This window comes from Pseudomonas sp. HD6515 (assembly GCF_024971855.1).
GTDB lineage: Bacteria > Pseudomonadota > Gammaproteobacteria > Pseudomonadales > Pseudomonadaceae > Aquipseudomonas > Aquipseudomonas alloputida.
On the sequence record NZ_CP079827.1, the window covers coordinates 3,056,213 to 3,072,771 of the forward strand.

Sequence of the window (16,559 nt, forward strand, 5' to 3'; positions counted from 1 at the left end):
TTGTGCCTCAGTCCTTGGTGCGCAGGCAGCGCTGCACGTTGTCCATCAGGGATGTCTGCTGCTCGCGCGTGGCGGCAATCGCCTCCTGCCAGGCTGGCGAGCTACTGAGCTGTTCGCCACCGCGAGCCAGCATCAGCACATAGCTGATAAGGTCTTCTTCACGTCCCAGGCCTTGCGCGCGCGCCTGATCCAGATAGTGCTGAATCAAGCCAACCCGTGTGCCGTGGCAGGCAGCGTGCAAGGTCGGGCAGGACTGCTCGTTCTTGAGCAACTCGGCAAGTTGATAGCTCAGCGGGTCACCCGCCAGTTCGGCCCAACACGCTTCGTTCAACGTGATTGGCGGACAGTGCGTGGATTGAGGCTGATTACCGCCGGATATCTGCATCCACAACCGCTTGCTCGGGTGTGCCACGGGGGCCCACCAGTGATGGATGGGAGCCAGCCATTCGCTAACCCCAGGCAGCTCACGGTGCCTGTCCAGCACTAGCAGAGCCGCGGCGGTGTGGAAGCGCAACAGGTACGAATGGCCGTCCGTGCCCGTGACGATGTTGGCGTGGCTCAAGTGTCCGGCGAGCCGGGCAGCGGGAAGCGCGCTGACTACCCAGCCGCACACGGCGCCAGCAGCACCTTGTTCAAGTTGCCATTGGAAGTCGTACTGGGCCGAGACATCGGAACCGAGGCGCGAACCGAACAACCAAGGGCCTGCTGTCCGCAGGTTGCTGAACTGGGCTTGCTGCAGCAGTGGCCAGCAGCGGCCCGTGTAGTGCCCGGTCAGTTGTTCTTGCACGTTGGGTGTCAAGTTGGCCATTTCCACGATGGCGCTGAGGCGATAGTGATCGGATGCCCGCAGCACATCGACCATTGCTCTGACAAATGGGCTGGGCATCAGCTTGCTCCTTCCATGCGAATGATGGTGTGGCCGTCGGCGATCGCTTTGAGCAGGCAGCTGAGGCAAATGGGTTCGCCCGGCGCTGGTACGCCAGACGTTGAAGTGACGCGATTGCTACCCGTAGCCTGCTGGCTGACAGGCCCTTTGAAGGCCAGCGCCAGGCCGTCCAGCGTGATACCGGCGCCGTCGACTCTCAGAAGCCCTGCGGGGCTGCGGATCGTCAGGCTTTCGCTGACCTGGATGTCATAAACCTTGGTGGTGTGCCGGATGGCTTCGCCCGTTTGCAACGTGCTGTGACCGGCAACCACCTGTTCGCGGTGGCCGCCGATTTCTACCGTGTGGTTTGCCTTGGTGATGTCCTGCCGGTGGTTCCCTACCTGTTCGATTCGATCCTTGCCTGTGGTGATCCTGTGGTTGCGGCCGATGCTCAGGCTGTCGTCGTTGCCGATTTCGTGTACCCGGTTCTGGCCGATGCCAACAGACTCGTCACGGGCAATGTCTTCGCGACGGTCCTGACCGATCGAAATCGTCTCGTCTCGTTCGACGCGTTCGGAACGATCGTTACCCACGCGTGTGGTTTCGTCGTGCTTGACGATGTTGTTCTGGTCCCGCTCGGCATGAATGAACACCTCCTGCCGACCCAGTTCATCCTCGAAGCGCAGCTCGTTGAAGCCTTCGCCTTTATGGGTCTGGCTCTTGATGGTCATGCGCGTCTTGTGCTCGGGCAGGTCATAGGGCGGCAACTGGTTACCGCAATAGGTGCGCCCGGTGATCATCGGCTGGTCCGGGTCGGCGTTGACGTACTGGATGATCACATCCTGGCCGATGCGCGGGATGGCCATCGAACCCCAGCTGCCCCCCGCCCAACCTTGCGACACGCGCACCCAGCAGGAGCTGAACTCGTTGTTTTCGCTTTCCCGATCCCAAGGAAAGCTCACTTTCACGCGGCCCCATTGGTCGCAATAGATTTCCTCGCCCTTGGGCCCGACCACCGTCGCCATGTGCGGGCCGTCAATGCGTGGCTTGGGCAGGGGGGCCGGGCGCCATTCGGCCCTGCCGGGAACCAGCAATGCGTCCTGTTTGTAGCGGGTGCCTTGCTGCGAGCCGGCGGCCTCTTCCTGCAGGCTGGTGAACTGGGTGCCTTCGTGATGCACGCTGACCGTGCGCCAGTGCACGTTGAGGTCTTCACGCGGGTGCTCGATGAGGGTGAAGCTCAGCCCCGGTTGCAGGCGCACATCGTCGCCTTCCACTTCGGCAATGCGCGCATCATGGCGCAGGGCCGTAAGGCGGGTGGCAGTGAACGGAACCCCGACCGCATCACGCTTGTATCGGCCGGGGTAGTCGAAGCGCTCATAGTTCAGCGATTGATGGGTGTTGCTATTGTCGTACGCCCTGTGTTCCTGACGGTATTGCGGATGAGTGAAGGTGTAGTCCCGTTGCACCTGCTGCGCTGTTCGCACCTGTTCGCTGTAACGCAAGCGCCGCAGGCAAGGCCTGGCCTGATCGCCGCCTCCAACGGATCGGTACAGCACCTGATCGGGGCCCACGTCGTCATCGCGAAACCCTTCATCCTCATCATCGGTCTTGATGGCGCCCCGGCTGATCTGCCCCAGCGCCAGCAGCCGGTCGGTGATGACCAGCAAGTGCTGTTTCGGCGTGTGTTCGAAGCGGTAGACAATGCCTTCCTCGGCGGCCAGGCGGGCCATGAAGTCGAGGTCTGTTTCACCGGCCTGCACGCAAAATTCGCGCACCTGATGCGGGTCGAGACACTTCAGCTCGTAGGCATTCACGCCTTGGCGTTTGAGCATGATCTCGAGAATCTGCGGCACGGTTTTCTGCTGGAAGATGCGCCAGTTCGAGCGCAGCCCGGCGCGGGCCAGCATGGGCTCGACCAGTGCGCGGTAACGGGTGCGATGGAAGCCTGTTTCCCCTTGGCTGAAGGTGCTGATCAGGCCGTGCACGTAGCGCAACGGGCGCTCACCCTGCCAGAGGGTGAACAGCACCGGTTTGTCGAGCAGTTGGCCGAAGTCGACATCGTCTTCGAAACTGATCAGCTCCAGCTGCAGCTGGAACGGTGAGCTGATGGCTTCGTCCAGCTCGAACGACACCACCTCAAACTCGCTTCGGCCAACCAGCGGCTGGAAAGTGAAGCGCAAATCGGATTGGCTGGGCATGTGGCGTCCCCCGTTACTGCTGCAGAATGGCGTTGAGCGATTCGAGGACTTCGGCGGTTAGCAGGTCGAGGCGGTAGCTGTAGTAGCTGTAGGCGCAGACCATGGCGATGACCGAAATGACCAGCGGGGTCCACCAGGGCCACTGCCAGCGGCGCATACGGTGGGGGCAATGGACGACGTTGCTATAGGGGTCGCTCACTGTTTGCGGCGTGGGGCCACGCAGTTGGCGAATGACCTTGTGCATCCGGCTGATCAGCGCGCTGAGGATTTCATCGCCCTTGGGGTCAAGGGCGTATTTGCCTTGCAGGCCCAGGCAAAAGCAGAAGTACAGGAACTCCAGCACATCCTGGAATTCCTTTGGCGATTGCATGATGCGCTCGAGCAGCACGAAGATCTTTTCGCCGCCCTGGGTTTCGTCGTGGAAGATGCTCAGCAGCGGTTCGTGGCTCCAGCACGAGTTCTGGCCCCAGGGGCGGGTCATCACGGCCTCGTCCAGGTGCAGGCACAGGGCGTAGGAATAGACTTCCTGATGGACCGCGCAATAGCCGTGCTGTCGCATTTCTTCGCGAATAGTACTGACCTGTGTTTGCACGGTCTTGCGCACGAACTGGATGTTGGGCAGGTCATCCAGCGTGCGCAGGCGAATGACCAGGCCGAACAGCTGGCTTGCCGCGTCGAGCATGAGGTTGTCGTAGCCGCCGCGTAGCTGAAAGTCTGGATCGGCCGGGTAGCCGGGTAGATCGGTTGCGTATTCAGGACCCGCGCCGTCAGGAGGCGGTGGGGTTTCGTTTATGTCTTCGAGCAGGATTGGCTTTTGCGGGGTGGGCACTGGTTTGCCAGTGCGGTCGGACTCTTTGGGCATCCTTGATCCTCGTCTCTTGGCAGCTCAAACACTCGCGGTGGCCCCCCGCGTCCATGCGGTCGGGCATTAGCAGTTGCGAAAGCCTGAAGAGTAACTAGGAATCAATTTTTGTGGGAGATTGAAACTTCCTAAAGCATTGTAGGAAGTTTCTTTGGAAGTTGTTGTCTAATTATTTCTGTCAAGAAATGAGTGATGTTTTATAGAGGGCTGATTTTTCTCATGACTGTTGTGACCACGTCTGCAAGTGCTGCGGCGCAGCATCAGATAGGACTGGGCTAAGTTCAGCCGCCTGCAGCGCGATGCGTCCATAGAAGAGCAAGGCTGTTGCCCAGGTTGTAAGCCAGACAAAGATCCCGGCCCAGAACGTATGAGACATGTAGTGCCAGCCCTGTAATACTCGGGTAGTGCCGTACACGAACCCGATCAGCAGAATGGCCACCAACAACTTGCGAGCATGTGCCCACCGATGGCGCAGGGCCACGAAATACAGCGCCAACAGCGTAAACCCGCTGGATGCATGGCCACCCGGCCAGCAACGGCCATCGCCGGGCTTGCTCCATAAAGAGAAGTTTTCGAACCATTCGACCCGGGGCTGCGAACCGCCATACAGCGTGGTTTCCACAGGGCAATACACGCTGGTATGGCTTTTCAGGTAGTGAATCACGGTGGTGCTCAGCGCGAACGCTACCACCACGAACAACAGGTCGCGTCGGTGTTGGGTGGTAAAACGCAGCACCGGTGCAATACGGACCTTTTCCAGCGCCCGGGCAAGGCCCAGTTGGGGGCGATTGGCCAAGCGCGGCCAGATGAACGACAGCAAGCTGCCTATGACGGCCAGTTCACCGGTCCAGTCCGGCAGGATGCGTGGCCATTTGTGAGTGACTTTCTCGAATAACGGGTTGTGCAGCAGCGGGAACTGGCCAGTGGCCGGGTCAAGCAGCAGGTTGCTGATCCAGCGATCGAAGTCTGTGAGGTCGAAGGCCATGAACACAATGGCGGCCAGCAATAGCGGCAGCAGCAGGTTGTTGCGGTAGAAGGTGGCGCGGGAGGGCATGTTCAGAGTTCCTTGGCATCAATGAGTGTGTGCCATTCACTGGCCGCCATTTGGCCCAGCACCTTCGTCTTGCCATCGTTGCCACGCGTGATGAACAGGGCGCTGGCATAGCTGTTCGCTGTTGCGCTAGAAGGCGCTTTGAGTGCCTGCTCCAGTTGTTCCATGCAGCCGCTGTGGCTGACCAGCACGAGGTTGTGGCCTTTTCGCTTGAGGGCAAAGGCATTTTCGGCAAAGTGGCCGTCACACTGATTAAGCCAGTCTTGTGTGGCAATGGTTTTACCGAACATGGCTTGTGCGGTCTGCCGGGTTCGCACCTCTGGGCTGGTCCAGACATCAACTGCGCCCAGGCCAAGGTGTTGCAACCCGAGGCCTACATCGGTGGCCGCCTGCCTGCCCGCGACGGTGATGCCGCTGGGGTCATTTAGGCACGCATCACTGGAGCGGTCGCAGCGTTCGGCATGGCGCAATACGACAATCACCGAGCCTTTCGCCCAATCGGTATACAGCCCACTGTGCTGCAGGTGATGGGGATTGCCCAGGTTGGGGATGGCCGCGTGCTGCTGAGCCCAGGCTGCCGCTACGTCGAGCAAGAGCAGCAGGCACAACACCACCCATTGCGCTGTGCCCCAAGGCCATCGGTATATTGGCCCAAGCCGTGAAGCGGGGGAGTCGTCGATCACGTCGTGCAGCATGTTTGCCACTCCAGTCAGTCTGCTCCATGCAAGAGCGTCGGCACTGTAGGCAGTGGAATGTCGGCAGAGGGTGAGGCGGGTGTGAAAAAAGCCTTGCGCTGATGGGCGTGCGGTGGAGGTCAAGCCGGGTGAGAGGGTAAAAATGAAACCGGTTTCAAAACCTGTCTGAACGCGCTAGATTATTCGGCTGTCTTCTTGATGGCCTATCAAGATCACCTCTTATTGAAAATCAGATGGCGCTTATCAAGGCCACCCCCACAGCCGATGAGGATTCGCAATGCCTGAGCATGCCCCAGACAACCCGCGCAGGGATTTTCTGCGCAAGACCTTGACCCTGATCCCTGTCGTTACAGTGGCCAGTACAGGGCTTGGCGTGGGCGCCAGCCAGCTGCTTGCGGCCCCGCAACCGCATCAGCAACCGAAAGTGCCGGCCACGCCGCCTGCGGGCAATTATCAACCGACATTCTTCAGCGCCGAAGAATGGGCTTTTGTACAAGCCGCCGTGTCGCGCATCATCCCGGCCGATGAGCTTGGCCCAGGGGCACTGGAAGCTGGCGCCGCCGAATTTATCGACCGGCAAATGAACACCCCCTACGCGACTGGCGCACAGTGGTACATGCAAGGGCCCTTCAACGCCGACGCCCCGCCCGAGCTGGGCTACCAGCTGCAGCTCAGCCCGCAACAAATCTACCGCCTGGGCATCGCTGCCGTGGACGGCTGGTGCAAGGCCAATGGCGGACAGGTTTTTGCTGCGCAAGATAGCGCTACCCGGGACCGCATTCTCAGCAAGTTGGAGGCAGGAGAGCTGGTTTTCGAAACCGTTCCGGCCAAGGTGTTCTTCAGCCTGCTGGTGCAAAACACGCGCGAAGGGTTCTTCTGCGACCCGATTCATGGCGGCAACAAAGGCATGGTCGGCTGGACCCAGATCGGCTTCCCCGGCGCCCGCGCCGACTTCATGGACTGGGTCGAGCGCAATGAGCCTTACCCGTTCCCGGCTGTTTCGATCCGTGGTGAGAGGGCCTGAGGCATGGCGACGGTGTTGAACAAAGTAGATGCGGTGATCGTCGGCTTCGGCTGGGCCGGTGCGATCATGGCCAAAGAGCTGACCGAGGCCGGGCTGCACGTGGTAGCCCTGGAACGGGGGCCGATGCAGGATACCTACCCCGAAGGCAGCTACCCGCAGGTGATCGATGAGCTGACCTACAGCGTGCGCAAGAAGCTGTTCGTCGATGTATCGAAAGAAACCGTCACTGTCCGCCATAGCGTGAATGATGTGGCATTGCCCAATCGCCAGCTGGGCGCATTCCTGCCGGGCAAGGGCGTGGGGGGCGCGGGCCTGCACTGGTCGGGTGTGCACTTCCGGGTCGACCCCGTCGAGTTGCGCCTGCGCAGCCACTATGAAGAGCGCTACGGGCGCACGTTCATTCCCGAAGGCATGACCATCCAGGACTTCGGCGTCAGTTACGAAGAGCTGGAGCCCTATTTCGACTTTGCCGAAAAGGTCTTTGGCACTTCGGGCCAGGCCTGGACCGTCAAAGGCCAGGTGGTCGGTGAAGGGAAGGGCGGCAACCCCTATGCGCCAGACCGTTCCAACCCGTTCCCGCTGCCCGCGCAGAAGAACGTTGTATCGGCAAGGCTGTTCGAAAAGGCTGCCACCCGTCTGGGCTACAAACCCTACAACCTGCCGTCGGCCAACACCTCGGGGCCATACACCAACCCCTACGGGGCGCAGATGGGGCCGTGCAACTTCTGCGGTTTCTGCAGCGGCTACGTGTGTTACATGTACTCCAAGGCCTCGCCCAACGTGAATATCCTGCCGGCGCTGCGCCAGGTGCCCAACTTCGAGTTGCGGCCCAATGCCCATGTGCTGCGGGTGAACCTGGACGACAGCAAGCGCAAGGCCACCGGCGTGACCTACATCGATGCCCAGGGGCGCGAGGTGGAGCAGCCGGCAGAGCTGGTGATTCTGGCGGCTTTCCAGTTCAACAACGTGCGTCTGATGCTGCTTTCCGGCATTGGCAAACCTTACGATCCGGTAAAGAACGAAGGTGTGGTCGGGCGTAACTTCGCCTATCAGAACATGGGGACAGTCAAGGCGTTCTTCGACAAGGACACCTACACCAACAACTTCATCGGCGCGGGTGGCAATGGCATTGCCATCGACGATTTCAACGCCGACAACTTCGACCATGGCCCGCACGGCTTCGTCGGCGGTTCGCCAATGTGGGTGAACCAGGCCGGTAGCCGGCCGATTGCCGGTACCTCCAACCCGCCGGGGACGCCGGCCTGGGGCAGTGCCTGGAAGAAAGCCACGGCCGACTACTACACCCACCAGGTGTCGATGGACGCCCACGGCGCCCATCAGTCCTACCGTGGCAATTACCTGGACCTGGACCCCACCTACCGCGATGCCTACGGTCAGCCGCTGCTGCGCATGACGTTCGACTGGCAGGAAAACGACATCAAGATGAACCAGTTCATGGTCGATAAGCTGAGCAAGATCGCCCAAGCGATGAACCCCAAGGCCATTGCCGTGCTGGGCAAGCAGGTCAAGGACCACTTCAACACCGCCAGTTACCAGACCACCCACCTGAACGGCGGGGCGATCATGGGCACCGACCCCAAGACCAGTGCACTGAACCGCTACCTGCAAAGCTGGGACGTACACAACGTGTTCGTTCCGGGCGCTTCGGCGTTCCCGCAGGGGCTGGGTTACAACCCGACCGGGCTGGTGGCTGCGCTCACCTACTGGTCGGCCCGCGCCATCCGTGAGCAGTACCTGAAAAACCCCGGTCCGTTGGTCCAGGCTTGAGGAGCGATGAGCATGAAGACACTGTTGATCGCCACTCTGGTGCTGGGTGCCGGCGCGGCTGCACAGGCCGTAGCGAATGACGATGCGCAGGTACGCCTGGGCGAGTACCTGGCCCGCGCCGGTGACTGCGTGGCCTGCCATACCGCCAAAGACGGCAAGCCCTTTGCCGGTGGGTTGCCGATGGAAACGCCGATTGGCACGGTGTACTCCACCAACATCACCCCGGCGGCCAGTGGCATTGGCCAGTACAGCTTCGAAGACTTCGACCAGGCCGTGCGCAGGGGTATTGGCAAAGATGGCAGTACGCTCTATCCGGCCATGCCATACCCGTCGTATGCGCGGGTCAGCGAGCAGGACATGCAGGCGCTGTACGCCTATTTCATGAAGGGCGTGGAGCCTGTCGAGCAGGCGAACAAGGCCTCTGACATTCCCTGGCCGCTGAGCATGCGCTGGCCACTGGCAATCTGGCGCGGCCTGTTCGCACCAGAGGCCAAGCCCTGGCAGGCATCGGCGACAGCTGACCCTGTGGTAAACCGCGGTGCGTACCTGGTCGAGGGCCTTGGGCATTGTGGCGCTTGTCATACGCCGCGGGCGCTGACCATGCAGGAAAAGGCCCTGAGCGCGGCCGATGGCGAGCCGTTTCTGGCCGGCAGCGCGCCGCTGGAAGGCTGGATTGCCAAGAACCTGCGTGGCGATCACAAAGATGGCCTGGGCAGCTGGAGCGAAGCGCAGTTGGTGCAGTTTCTCAAGACTGGGCGCAGTGATCGCAGCGCCGTGTTCGGCGGCATGAGCGATGTGGTCGAGCACAGCATGCAGCACATGAGTGATGCCGACCTGACCGCTATCGCCCGCTACCTGAAAACCCTGCCGCCGAGTAATCCGAATGACCAGCCGCATGTGTACGACAAGCAGGTCGCGGATGCGCTATGGAAGGGTGACGACAGCAAGCCTGGGGCGGCGGTGTACATCGACAACTGCGCGGCCTGCCACCGCACCGACGGGCAGGGCTACACCCGCGTGTTCCCGGCTTTGGCCGGCAACCCGGTGGTGCAGACGGCGGATGCCACGTCGCTGATCCATGTGGTGCTCGCCGGTGGCACGGTACCGGCAACGCACACTGCGCCGTCGAACTTCACCATGCCGGCTTTCGGCTGGCGTCTGAGTGACCAGGAGGTTGCCGAGGTGGTGAATTTCATTCGCAGCAGCTGGGGGAACCAGGGCAGTGCCGTCACCGCCGGTGATGTGAAGTCGCTTCGCTGACGTGTTTTTCTGCGCCCTCGCCCGTAGGAGCGGATTTACCCGCGAACACGGGCGAAGCCTGTGCCATCCCTAACCTCGATCCCGTAGATCTAAATCTATTAATATCAATGACCTATACAATATTCTTAATGCGATTTAAAATTTCCTGTCTTCGTGCCCGACCAACGGCCTGTTGACGAATCCGCGCATTTTTGCTGTATTGAAACCGGTTTCATCACTATTAAAACAATCATAAGGAAAACCCATGACCGACGCGCCTGCCCATACCCGCGAACGGGTCACCATCAGCGAAGTGGCGCGTGTTGCTGGCGTTTCCAAAGCCACCGTCTCCCGTTACATCGGTGGCGACCGCCAATTGCTGGCCGAAGCCACGGCCAAGCGGCTGGAAGAGGTCATCGAACGCCTCGGCTATCGCCCCAATCAGATGGCTCGCGGCCTCAAGCGCGGCCAGACGCGACTGATCGGCATGCTGGTGGCCGATATCCTCAACCCCTATTCAGTGGCCGTGATGCACGGCGTGGAAACCGCCTGCCGTCAGCATGGTTACAGCCTGGTGGTGTGCAACACCAACCGCGACGACGAGCAGGAGCGTCACCACCTGGTGGCCCTGCAGAGCTACAACGTCGAAGGGTTGATCGTGAACACGCTCGGTCACCACCCCGGCGAACTGCTCAACCTGCAGCGCGACATCCCCATGGTGCTGGTCGACCGCCAATTGCCCGAGCTGAATGTGGACCTTGTCGGCCTGGACAATGCTGACGCAGTCGAGCAGGCCCTGGACCACCTGCAAGCCCAGGGCTACCGCGACATCCTGGCGGTCAGCGAACCCCTCGATGGCACCAGTTCACGCCTGGAGCGGGTGCAGGCATTCGGCGCGTCGATCAGCCGTCGGCCAGGCATGCGTCAGCAGGTACTTGAAATCAGCGCCGGGCTGCCGGGCCAATTGGCTTCGTTTCTTGCCCACAGTGGTCATGGTCCGCAAGCCATCTTCACCTTCAACGGCGTTGCCACCTTGGCGGTGACCCGGGCTCTGCTCGAGGCCGGGCGCAACCTGGTTGCCGATGTCGGGCTGATCGCCCTCGACGACCTCGACTGGTACCCCTTGGTCGGCAAAGGCATCACCGCGCTGGCCCAGCCCACCGAGCGTATCGGCGTGGCGGCATTCGAAAGCCTGCTCGGTCGCTTGCGCGGCGACAGCGGCGCAGCCCGGCGCATCGACTTCAAGGCCAACCTGATCATCCGCGGTTCAACCCAACCCCAGTAAGAAAACGGCAGGCTTGTGCCTGCTGTTGATCAAAAATGAAACCGGTTTCATAAGGACAAGAACAATGCAAGCGAACCCCGTTTCCATCAGTCTCTCCAGCTACGGTGCCGACTTTGTGCGCCAACGTGGCCAGGAGCAGTTTCTGGACCTGCTGGCAGCCGCTGGCGTCAGCCGCGTCGAATTGCGCGAAGAATTGTTCGCCAGCGCACCGGACGCAGCTGCGCTGGGCAGGATCATTGCCGCGCTGCGCCTGGAATGCCTGTATTCCACCCCCCTTGAACTGTGGACCGCGCAAGGCGTGCCCGACCCGCTGCTGGTGCAGAAGCTGGAAATAGCCCGGGCGCTTGGCGCAGTGGCGCTGAAGGTTTCCTTGGGGCACTTCGATGAGCACTGCGATGTGACGGCCCTGGCGTCGCTGCTGCCTGCCCATGGGCCTCTGTTGCTGGTGGAAAACGATCAGACCGCACAAGGTGGCAGGATCGAACCGATGCTGCAGTTTTTCCAGCGTGTCGACCTGCTTGGGCTGCGCGTGGGCATGACGTTCGATATCGGTAACTGGCAGTGGCAGGGCGAGCCTGCGCCGCAAGCTGCAAGACAGCTAGGCCGTTGGGTGCGCTATGTGCATTGCAAGGCTGTGCAGCGCCGGGCTGATGGCCGTCTGGTTGCCATACCGCCGCAAGCAGCGGACCTGCAAGCGTGGGCAGCGTTGATGGCCGAGTTCGCGCCGGGCGTGGTGCGCGCCGTCGAGTACCCCCTGGTTGGCGAAGACCTGCTGGCGCTGACCCGGGCCCAGGTGCGTCACCTTTCTGCACTGGGCGCGGCGCAGGAGCTGGACCATGCATGAACATGACGTGCTGTGTTTCGGCGAAACCATGGCCATGTTCGTCGCCGAGCAAGCCGGCGATCTGGCCGGTGTCGGCCAGTTCGGCAAACGCATCGCCGGCGCCGACAGCAACGTGGCGATCGGCCTGGCGCGGCTGGGTTTCAAGGTGCGCTGGCTGAGCCGGGTAGGTGACGATTCGTTGGGCCGTTTCGTGCTCGACAGCTTGCGCTGCGAAGGCCTGGACTGTTCCGGTGTCGAGGTGGATGCCAACTACCCGACGGGTTTTCAGCTCAAGGCCCGCTGCGATGATGGCAGCGACCCGGCAGTGGAGTACTTTCGCCGCGGTTCGGCGGCCAGCAGGCTGTCACCTGCGATGGTGAGCCCCGTTTGGCTGCAGGCTCGCCACGTGCACGCTACCGGTATTCCGCTGGCGCTGTCGGACAGCTGTCGGGCGCTGTCCCACGCGCTGTTGGACGGGATGCGCGCAGCCGGGCGCAGCATATCGTTCGACCCCAACCTGCGCCCCTCGCTGTGGCCCGATCAAAGCAGCATGGTGCGTGAAATCAATGCCCTGGCGGCCAAGGCCGACTGGGTTTTACCGGGGCTGGAGGAGGGGCGGTTGCTGACCGGTCAGCACACGCCGGCCGATATCGCCGCGTTCTACCTGGACCAAGGGGTGGAATTGGTGGTGATCAAGCTGGGCGACGCTGGCGCCTACTTCCGCAGCGCCAAGGGCGAAGGGCAGGTAGCCCCCGTGCCAGTCAGCCGCGTGGTGGACACCGTCGGTGCAGGTGATGCCTTTGCCGTCGGTGTGCTCAGCGCGCTACTGGAGGGCCGTCCGGTAGCCGAGGCGGTAGCGCGCGGCAACTGGTGCGGCAGCCGTGCCGTGCAGTCGCGGGGCGACATGGAAGGGCTGCCGCTGCGCCATGAACTGGAGGCCTACGACTTGCGCAGAAGCGCGTGAAGGCCCCAACCCGAATCACCTGTTGCAACAAAAAAAACAAGCTCAGGAGCAACAAACCATGCAAAGCCAAAGCCTGGCACCGCGCCGCTGGTGGTACATCATCCCGATCGTGTTCTTTACCTACAGCTTGGCCTACCTGGACCGCGCCAATTACGGCTTCGCCGCCGCCTCCGGTATGGCCGAAGACCTGCACATCACCCCCGTGCTTTCGTCATTGCTGGGGGCGTTGTTCTTCCTCGGCTACTTCTTCTTCCAGGTACCTGGGGCGATTTACGCCGAAAAGCGTAGTGTGAAGAAGCTGATCTTCGTCTGCCTGATCCTTTGGGGCGGCCTTGCCACGCTTACCGGCATGGTCAGCAACGTCTACATGCTGATCGGTATCCGCTTCCTGCTCGGAGTGGTGGAGGCTGCGGTCATGCCGGCCATGCTGGTGTACCTGTGCCATTGGTTCACCCGGGCCGAGCGTTCGCGCGCCAACACCTTCCTGATGCTGGGCAACCCGGTGACCATTCTGTGGATGTCGGTGGTGTCGGGTTACCTGATCAAGCATTACGACTGGCGCTGGATGTTCATCATTGAAGGCCTGCCCGCCGTGATCTGGGCGTTCTTCTGGTGGCGCCTGGTGGATGACCGCCCGGCCCAGGTGACCTGGTTGAGCGAGCAGGAAAAGGCCGCCCTGGCGCAGGCGCTGGCTGCCGAGCAGCAGGGTATCAAGCCTGTAAAGAACTATCGCGAAGCGTTCCGCTCGCCGCAAGTGATCATCCTGGCGCTGCAGTACTTCTGCTGGAGCATCGGCGTGTATGGCTTCGTGCTTTGGCTGCCGTCGATTCTCAAGCAGGCGGCGAACGTCGATATCGTGCAGGCCGGCTGGCTGGCCTCGGTGCCTTACCTGGCGGCAGTGCTGGCAATGGTGGGCGTGTCCTGGGCGTCCGACCGCCTGCAAAAGCGCAAGCGCTTCGTCTGGCCGCCGCTGCTGATTGCCGCGTTGGCGTTCTATGGTTCTTACGCCTTGGGCAGCGAGCATTTCTGGCTGTCGTATGCATTGCTGGTGGTTGCTGGCGCCTGTATGTACGCACCCTATGGCCCATTCTTCGCGATCGTGCCCGAGATCCTGCCGGCCAACGTCGCAGGCGGCGCCATGGCGCTGATCAACAGCATGGGGGCGCTGGGCTCGTTTGGCGGTTCGTGGCTGGTGGGCTACCTCAATGGGGCTACGGGCGGGCCCGGCGCCTCTTATCTGTTCATGTGCGGTGCGCTGCTGACTGCAGTGGCGCTTACCGCTGCGCTCAATACTTCCCAGACCTCTGGCCGAGCAAAGCGCGATAGCTCGCGTCTGGCCATGAACCATTAGGAAATCTGCAATGAAGAAGCGAATCGTCCTGTATAAACGGCTGTCAGACGACTTGATGGCACGCCTGCAAGATCGCGTCGAGGTGACCTGGGTGGACACCACCCAGCCCGATGGCCTGGCCCGACTGCGCGATGCGTTGCCGGGGGCGCACGGGTTGCTGGGGGCCAGCCTGCGCCTGGATGCCAGCCTGCTCGACCTTGCCCCGCAACTGGAAGTGGTGTCGAGCGTTTCGGTGGGCGTGGACAACTACGACATTGCTGAACTCAGCAGGCGTGGTGTGATGCTTACCAACACGCCCGACGTGTTGACAGAAACCACGGCCGACACAGGCTTTGCCTTGATCCTGGCTACCGCCAGGCGGGTGGTGGAGCTGGCGAACTGGGTGCGTGACGGCCGTTGGCAGGCCAACCTGGGGCCGGCGCATTTTGGCAGTGATGTGCACGGCAAGACGCTAGGCATCGTCGGCATGGGCCGCATTGGCGAGGCCCTGGCCCGGCGCGCGGCCGCTGGCTTTGGCATGCGCGTGCTGTATCACAGCCAGCGTACCAAGCCCGAGGTGGAAGCACGCTATGCCGCATGCCAGTGCAGCCTGGATGAGCTGTTGCAGCAGGCAGATTTCGTTTGCCTGACGGTGCCGTTGAGCGCTAGCACCGAAGGCCTGATAGGCGCACGGGAACTTGCGTTGATGAAGCCTGAGGCAATCCTGGTGAACATCTCACGCGGGCGTGTGGTGGATGAGCAGGCGCTGATCGAAGCGCTGCGGGCCAGGCGCATCCGCGGTGCGGGGCTGGACGTGTTCGTGCACGAGCCGCTGCCGAGCGACTCGCCGCTGTTGCAGCTGGATAACGTGGTAGCGACCCCGCACATCGGCTCGGCGACCGAGGACACCCGCCAGGCCATGGCGCGTTGCGCGGTGGACAACCTGCTCAGCGCGCTGGCCGGTGAACGGCCGGTAAACCTGATCAACGGCTGACGCGCCCCGGTTCCCACAGGGGCCGCGCAGCCTTTGAAACGGTCAGCGGCAGTTGCCTGCCTTGCGATACCCCGCTGCCTGCGCTTCACCTTCATTTGCGAAGGTAACCTGGTTCTTCGCTGCAACCTGGTTGTAGCCCGGGCAGCCGACTGACAGGTGATAGACGTGGCTGTTGCGGTTGCCAAGCACGGCGCCGACCGAACCGGCGCTGGCCAGGCTTGGTTTGGCCTCTGGCTTGGCCGCGTTTACCGGCACCGCCTCTACCACGCCGCTGCCAACCGGCTTGTAGCCGGCGGTCCACTTGCGTTCGCCGCTTACGAACGGGTTGGCATGGCCCATGATCGCGGCAATGCGCCGGTCGCGTTCTTTCTCCCAGGCCGACACCGGGTGTTGCTTGTCCCAGGCCATCAGCAGCTGTTGCTGTTGGCGCGACATGTTCAGCTTGTAGCGGTCGAACATGTAGAACGTGGTGCGGGCCACCAGGCCTTTGACTTCGTCACGCGGTTCGGCGGTGCGCTGGACGAAATCGACCTTGGTGGTGCATTGGCCGTATTCGCCGGCATTGCCAGTGACCATGCCGTAGTTGAAGTTGCTGCGGTCACCGTTGACCTCACCCACGGCCGGGTAAAGGTTGAACAGGTCGGCCTCCATGGCGCGGAACACCGGGTCGTTGTCCACGCAGTGCTCACGGCCGCCGTTCTTCCAGCACTGGCGCTGGTTGCCGAAGGTGTGGGCGGGCACGATGTGTTCCCACTCGGTGCGTTCGGCACGGTTCTGCTGCTTGCGCGTCTGGTAACCACACGAGGCGGCATCGATGCGCCCGCCAGACTTGCCCACCCAGGTCCATTTGCAACCGCAGTACAGGTCGCCCATGGCACTGCTGGCCTGGTCCAGGTAGACCTTCTGCTTGGCCACCACCTTGGCTTCGGTGAAGGTGGCCGGCGGGTTGGCCAAGGCAGGGAGGGTAAAGGAAAATAATAAGGTTACGGCGTAAAGCAGTGATTTCATGGGGAAAACATATTTCAGGTTGGGCCGCGCATTGTAATGGTTTCCCCGGGGCTGACCAGCTCGCGGAGCCATACCAATGGTCGGCCAGGGTCATCGCTGCCCATACGGCTGAAGGTGGCTGAGTCGAGCATGTCCCGCACCTGGGTGCCCATGCGCAGCAGGTGCTCGACGAAACCGGCACCGACGTCACCGTAATCCTCCAGGGAAACCCCGCTCTGGTTGTGCTGGATTGCCAGGTGGTAATGACTGACACCATCGCCGTTGCCGCTACCGCCCAGTACCACCGTGAAGCGTGGGCCAAGCAGGGTGGCCAGGCGTTGCTGCACCAGATCGAGCAGGGCGACGGGTATTTCATTTTCGCGCAGTGATGTAGGGAAACAGGGTGTGAACGGAGGCATGAGGGTGTCCTGCTGGGCGGGGTTCGAGTGCTGGC

General features: G+C 61.9%; 15 protein-coding genes. 8 read left to right on the forward strand and 7 right to left on the reverse strand.

Annotated elements, in window-relative coordinates; translation table 11 throughout:
• Nucleotides 1–7 precede the first annotated feature (7 nt).
• From KW568_RS14140 to KW568_RS14160, 5 genes are all read right to left on the reverse strand, one after another.
• Nucleotides 8–886: a DUF4123 domain-containing protein gene (locus tag KW568_RS14140; protein WP_004574137.1), complete on the reverse strand. Its 879-nt coding sequence runs from the start codon at nucleotides 884–886 to the stop codon at nucleotides 8–10.
• On the reverse strand, nucleotides 886–3,063 hold the full coding sequence (locus KW568_RS14145) for a type VI secretion system Vgr family protein (protein ID WP_004574135.1): 2,178 nt from the start codon (nucleotides 3,061–3,063) through the stop codon (nucleotides 886–888). Before KW568_RS14145 ends, KW568_RS14140 begins: the two co-directional genes overlap by 1 nt.
• A 13-nt stretch (nucleotides 3,064–3,076) precedes the next feature.
• Nucleotides 3,077–3,925 carry a type IVB secretion system protein IcmH/DotU gene (icmH, locus tag KW568_RS14150; RefSeq protein WP_004574133.1) on the reverse strand — a complete coding sequence of 283 codons (849 nt, stop codon included), beginning with the start codon at nucleotides 3,923–3,925 and terminating at the stop codon, nucleotides 3,077–3,079.
• A 217-nt stretch (nucleotides 3,926–4,142) separates the two neighbouring features.
• A complete protein-coding gene (locus tag KW568_RS14155; protein ID WP_004374964.1) occupies nucleotides 4,143–4,979 on the reverse strand; it encodes a phosphatase PAP2 family protein in 837 nt (278 codons plus the stop codon).
• Nucleotides 4,980–4,981: 2 nt separating this feature from the next.
• Nucleotides 4,982–5,671 carry a histidine phosphatase family protein gene (locus KW568_RS14160; protein WP_004574132.1) on the reverse strand — a complete coding sequence of 230 codons (690 nt, stop codon included), beginning with the start codon at nucleotides 5,669–5,671 and terminating at the stop codon, nucleotides 4,982–4,984.
• Between the two features lie 277 nt (nucleotides 5,672–5,948).
• Here KW568_RS14160 and KW568_RS14165 point away from each other — a divergent pair, with 277 nt between their 5' ends.
• From KW568_RS14165 to KW568_RS14200, 8 genes are all read left to right on the forward strand, one after another.
• Entirely contained in the window at nucleotides 5,949–6,695 is a 747-nt protein-coding gene (locus KW568_RS14165; protein ID WP_004374959.1) for a gluconate 2-dehydrogenase subunit 3 family protein, read from the forward strand.
• Nucleotides 6,696–6,698: 3 nt separating this feature from the next.
• A complete protein-coding gene (locus KW568_RS14170) occupies nucleotides 6,699–8,483 on the forward strand; it encodes a GMC family oxidoreductase (RefSeq protein WP_004574130.1) in 1,785 nt (594 codons plus the stop codon).
• A 12-nt stretch (nucleotides 8,484–8,495) separates the two neighbouring features.
• Entirely contained in the window at nucleotides 8,496–9,743 is a 1,248-nt protein-coding gene (locus KW568_RS14175) for a cytochrome c (RefSeq protein ID WP_259538798.1), read from the forward strand.
• A 244-nt stretch (nucleotides 9,744–9,987) separates the two neighbouring features.
• Complete coding sequence (ptxS, locus tag KW568_RS14180; RefSeq protein ID WP_004374950.1) at nucleotides 9,988–11,007, forward strand: transcriptional regulator PtxS; 1,020 nt, start codon at nucleotides 9,988–9,990, stop codon at nucleotides 11,005–11,007.
• Between the two features lie 64 nt (nucleotides 11,008–11,071).
• Nucleotides 11,072–11,851 (forward strand): sugar phosphate isomerase/epimerase, encoded by a 780-nt coding sequence (locus KW568_RS14185; protein WP_004574126.1) that lies wholly within the window; start codon nucleotides 11,072–11,074, stop codon nucleotides 11,849–11,851.
• Nucleotides 11,844–12,794, forward strand: a complete 951-nt coding sequence (locus tag KW568_RS14190) for a sugar kinase (protein ID WP_004574124.1) — start codon at nucleotides 11,844–11,846, stop codon at nucleotides 12,792–12,794. Before KW568_RS14185 ends, KW568_RS14190 begins: the two co-directional genes overlap by 8 nt.
• Before the next feature lie 58 nt (nucleotides 12,795–12,852).
• Nucleotides 12,853–14,145, forward strand: coding sequence for an MFS transporter (locus tag KW568_RS14195; protein WP_004574122.1), 1,293 nt, complete (start codon nucleotides 12,853–12,855; stop codon nucleotides 14,143–14,145).
• Nucleotides 14,146–14,155: 10 nt separating this feature from the next.
• Nucleotides 14,156–15,118, forward strand: a complete 963-nt coding sequence (locus KW568_RS14200; protein ID WP_004374943.1) for a D-glycerate dehydrogenase — start codon at nucleotides 14,156–14,158, stop codon at nucleotides 15,116–15,118.
• A 42-nt stretch (nucleotides 15,119–15,160) separates the two neighbouring features.
• On the opposite strand, the gene KW568_RS14205 is transcribed toward KW568_RS14200, so the two are convergent.
• A complete protein-coding gene (locus KW568_RS14205; protein WP_004574120.1) occupies nucleotides 15,161–16,126 on the reverse strand; it encodes an endonuclease in 966 nt (321 codons plus the stop codon).
• Between the two features lie 14 nt (nucleotides 16,127–16,140).
• A complete protein-coding gene (locus KW568_RS14210) occupies nucleotides 16,141–16,524 on the reverse strand; it encodes a hypothetical protein (RefSeq protein ID WP_014861722.1) in 384 nt (127 codons plus the stop codon).
• Nucleotides 16,525–16,559: the final 35 nt, after the last annotated feature.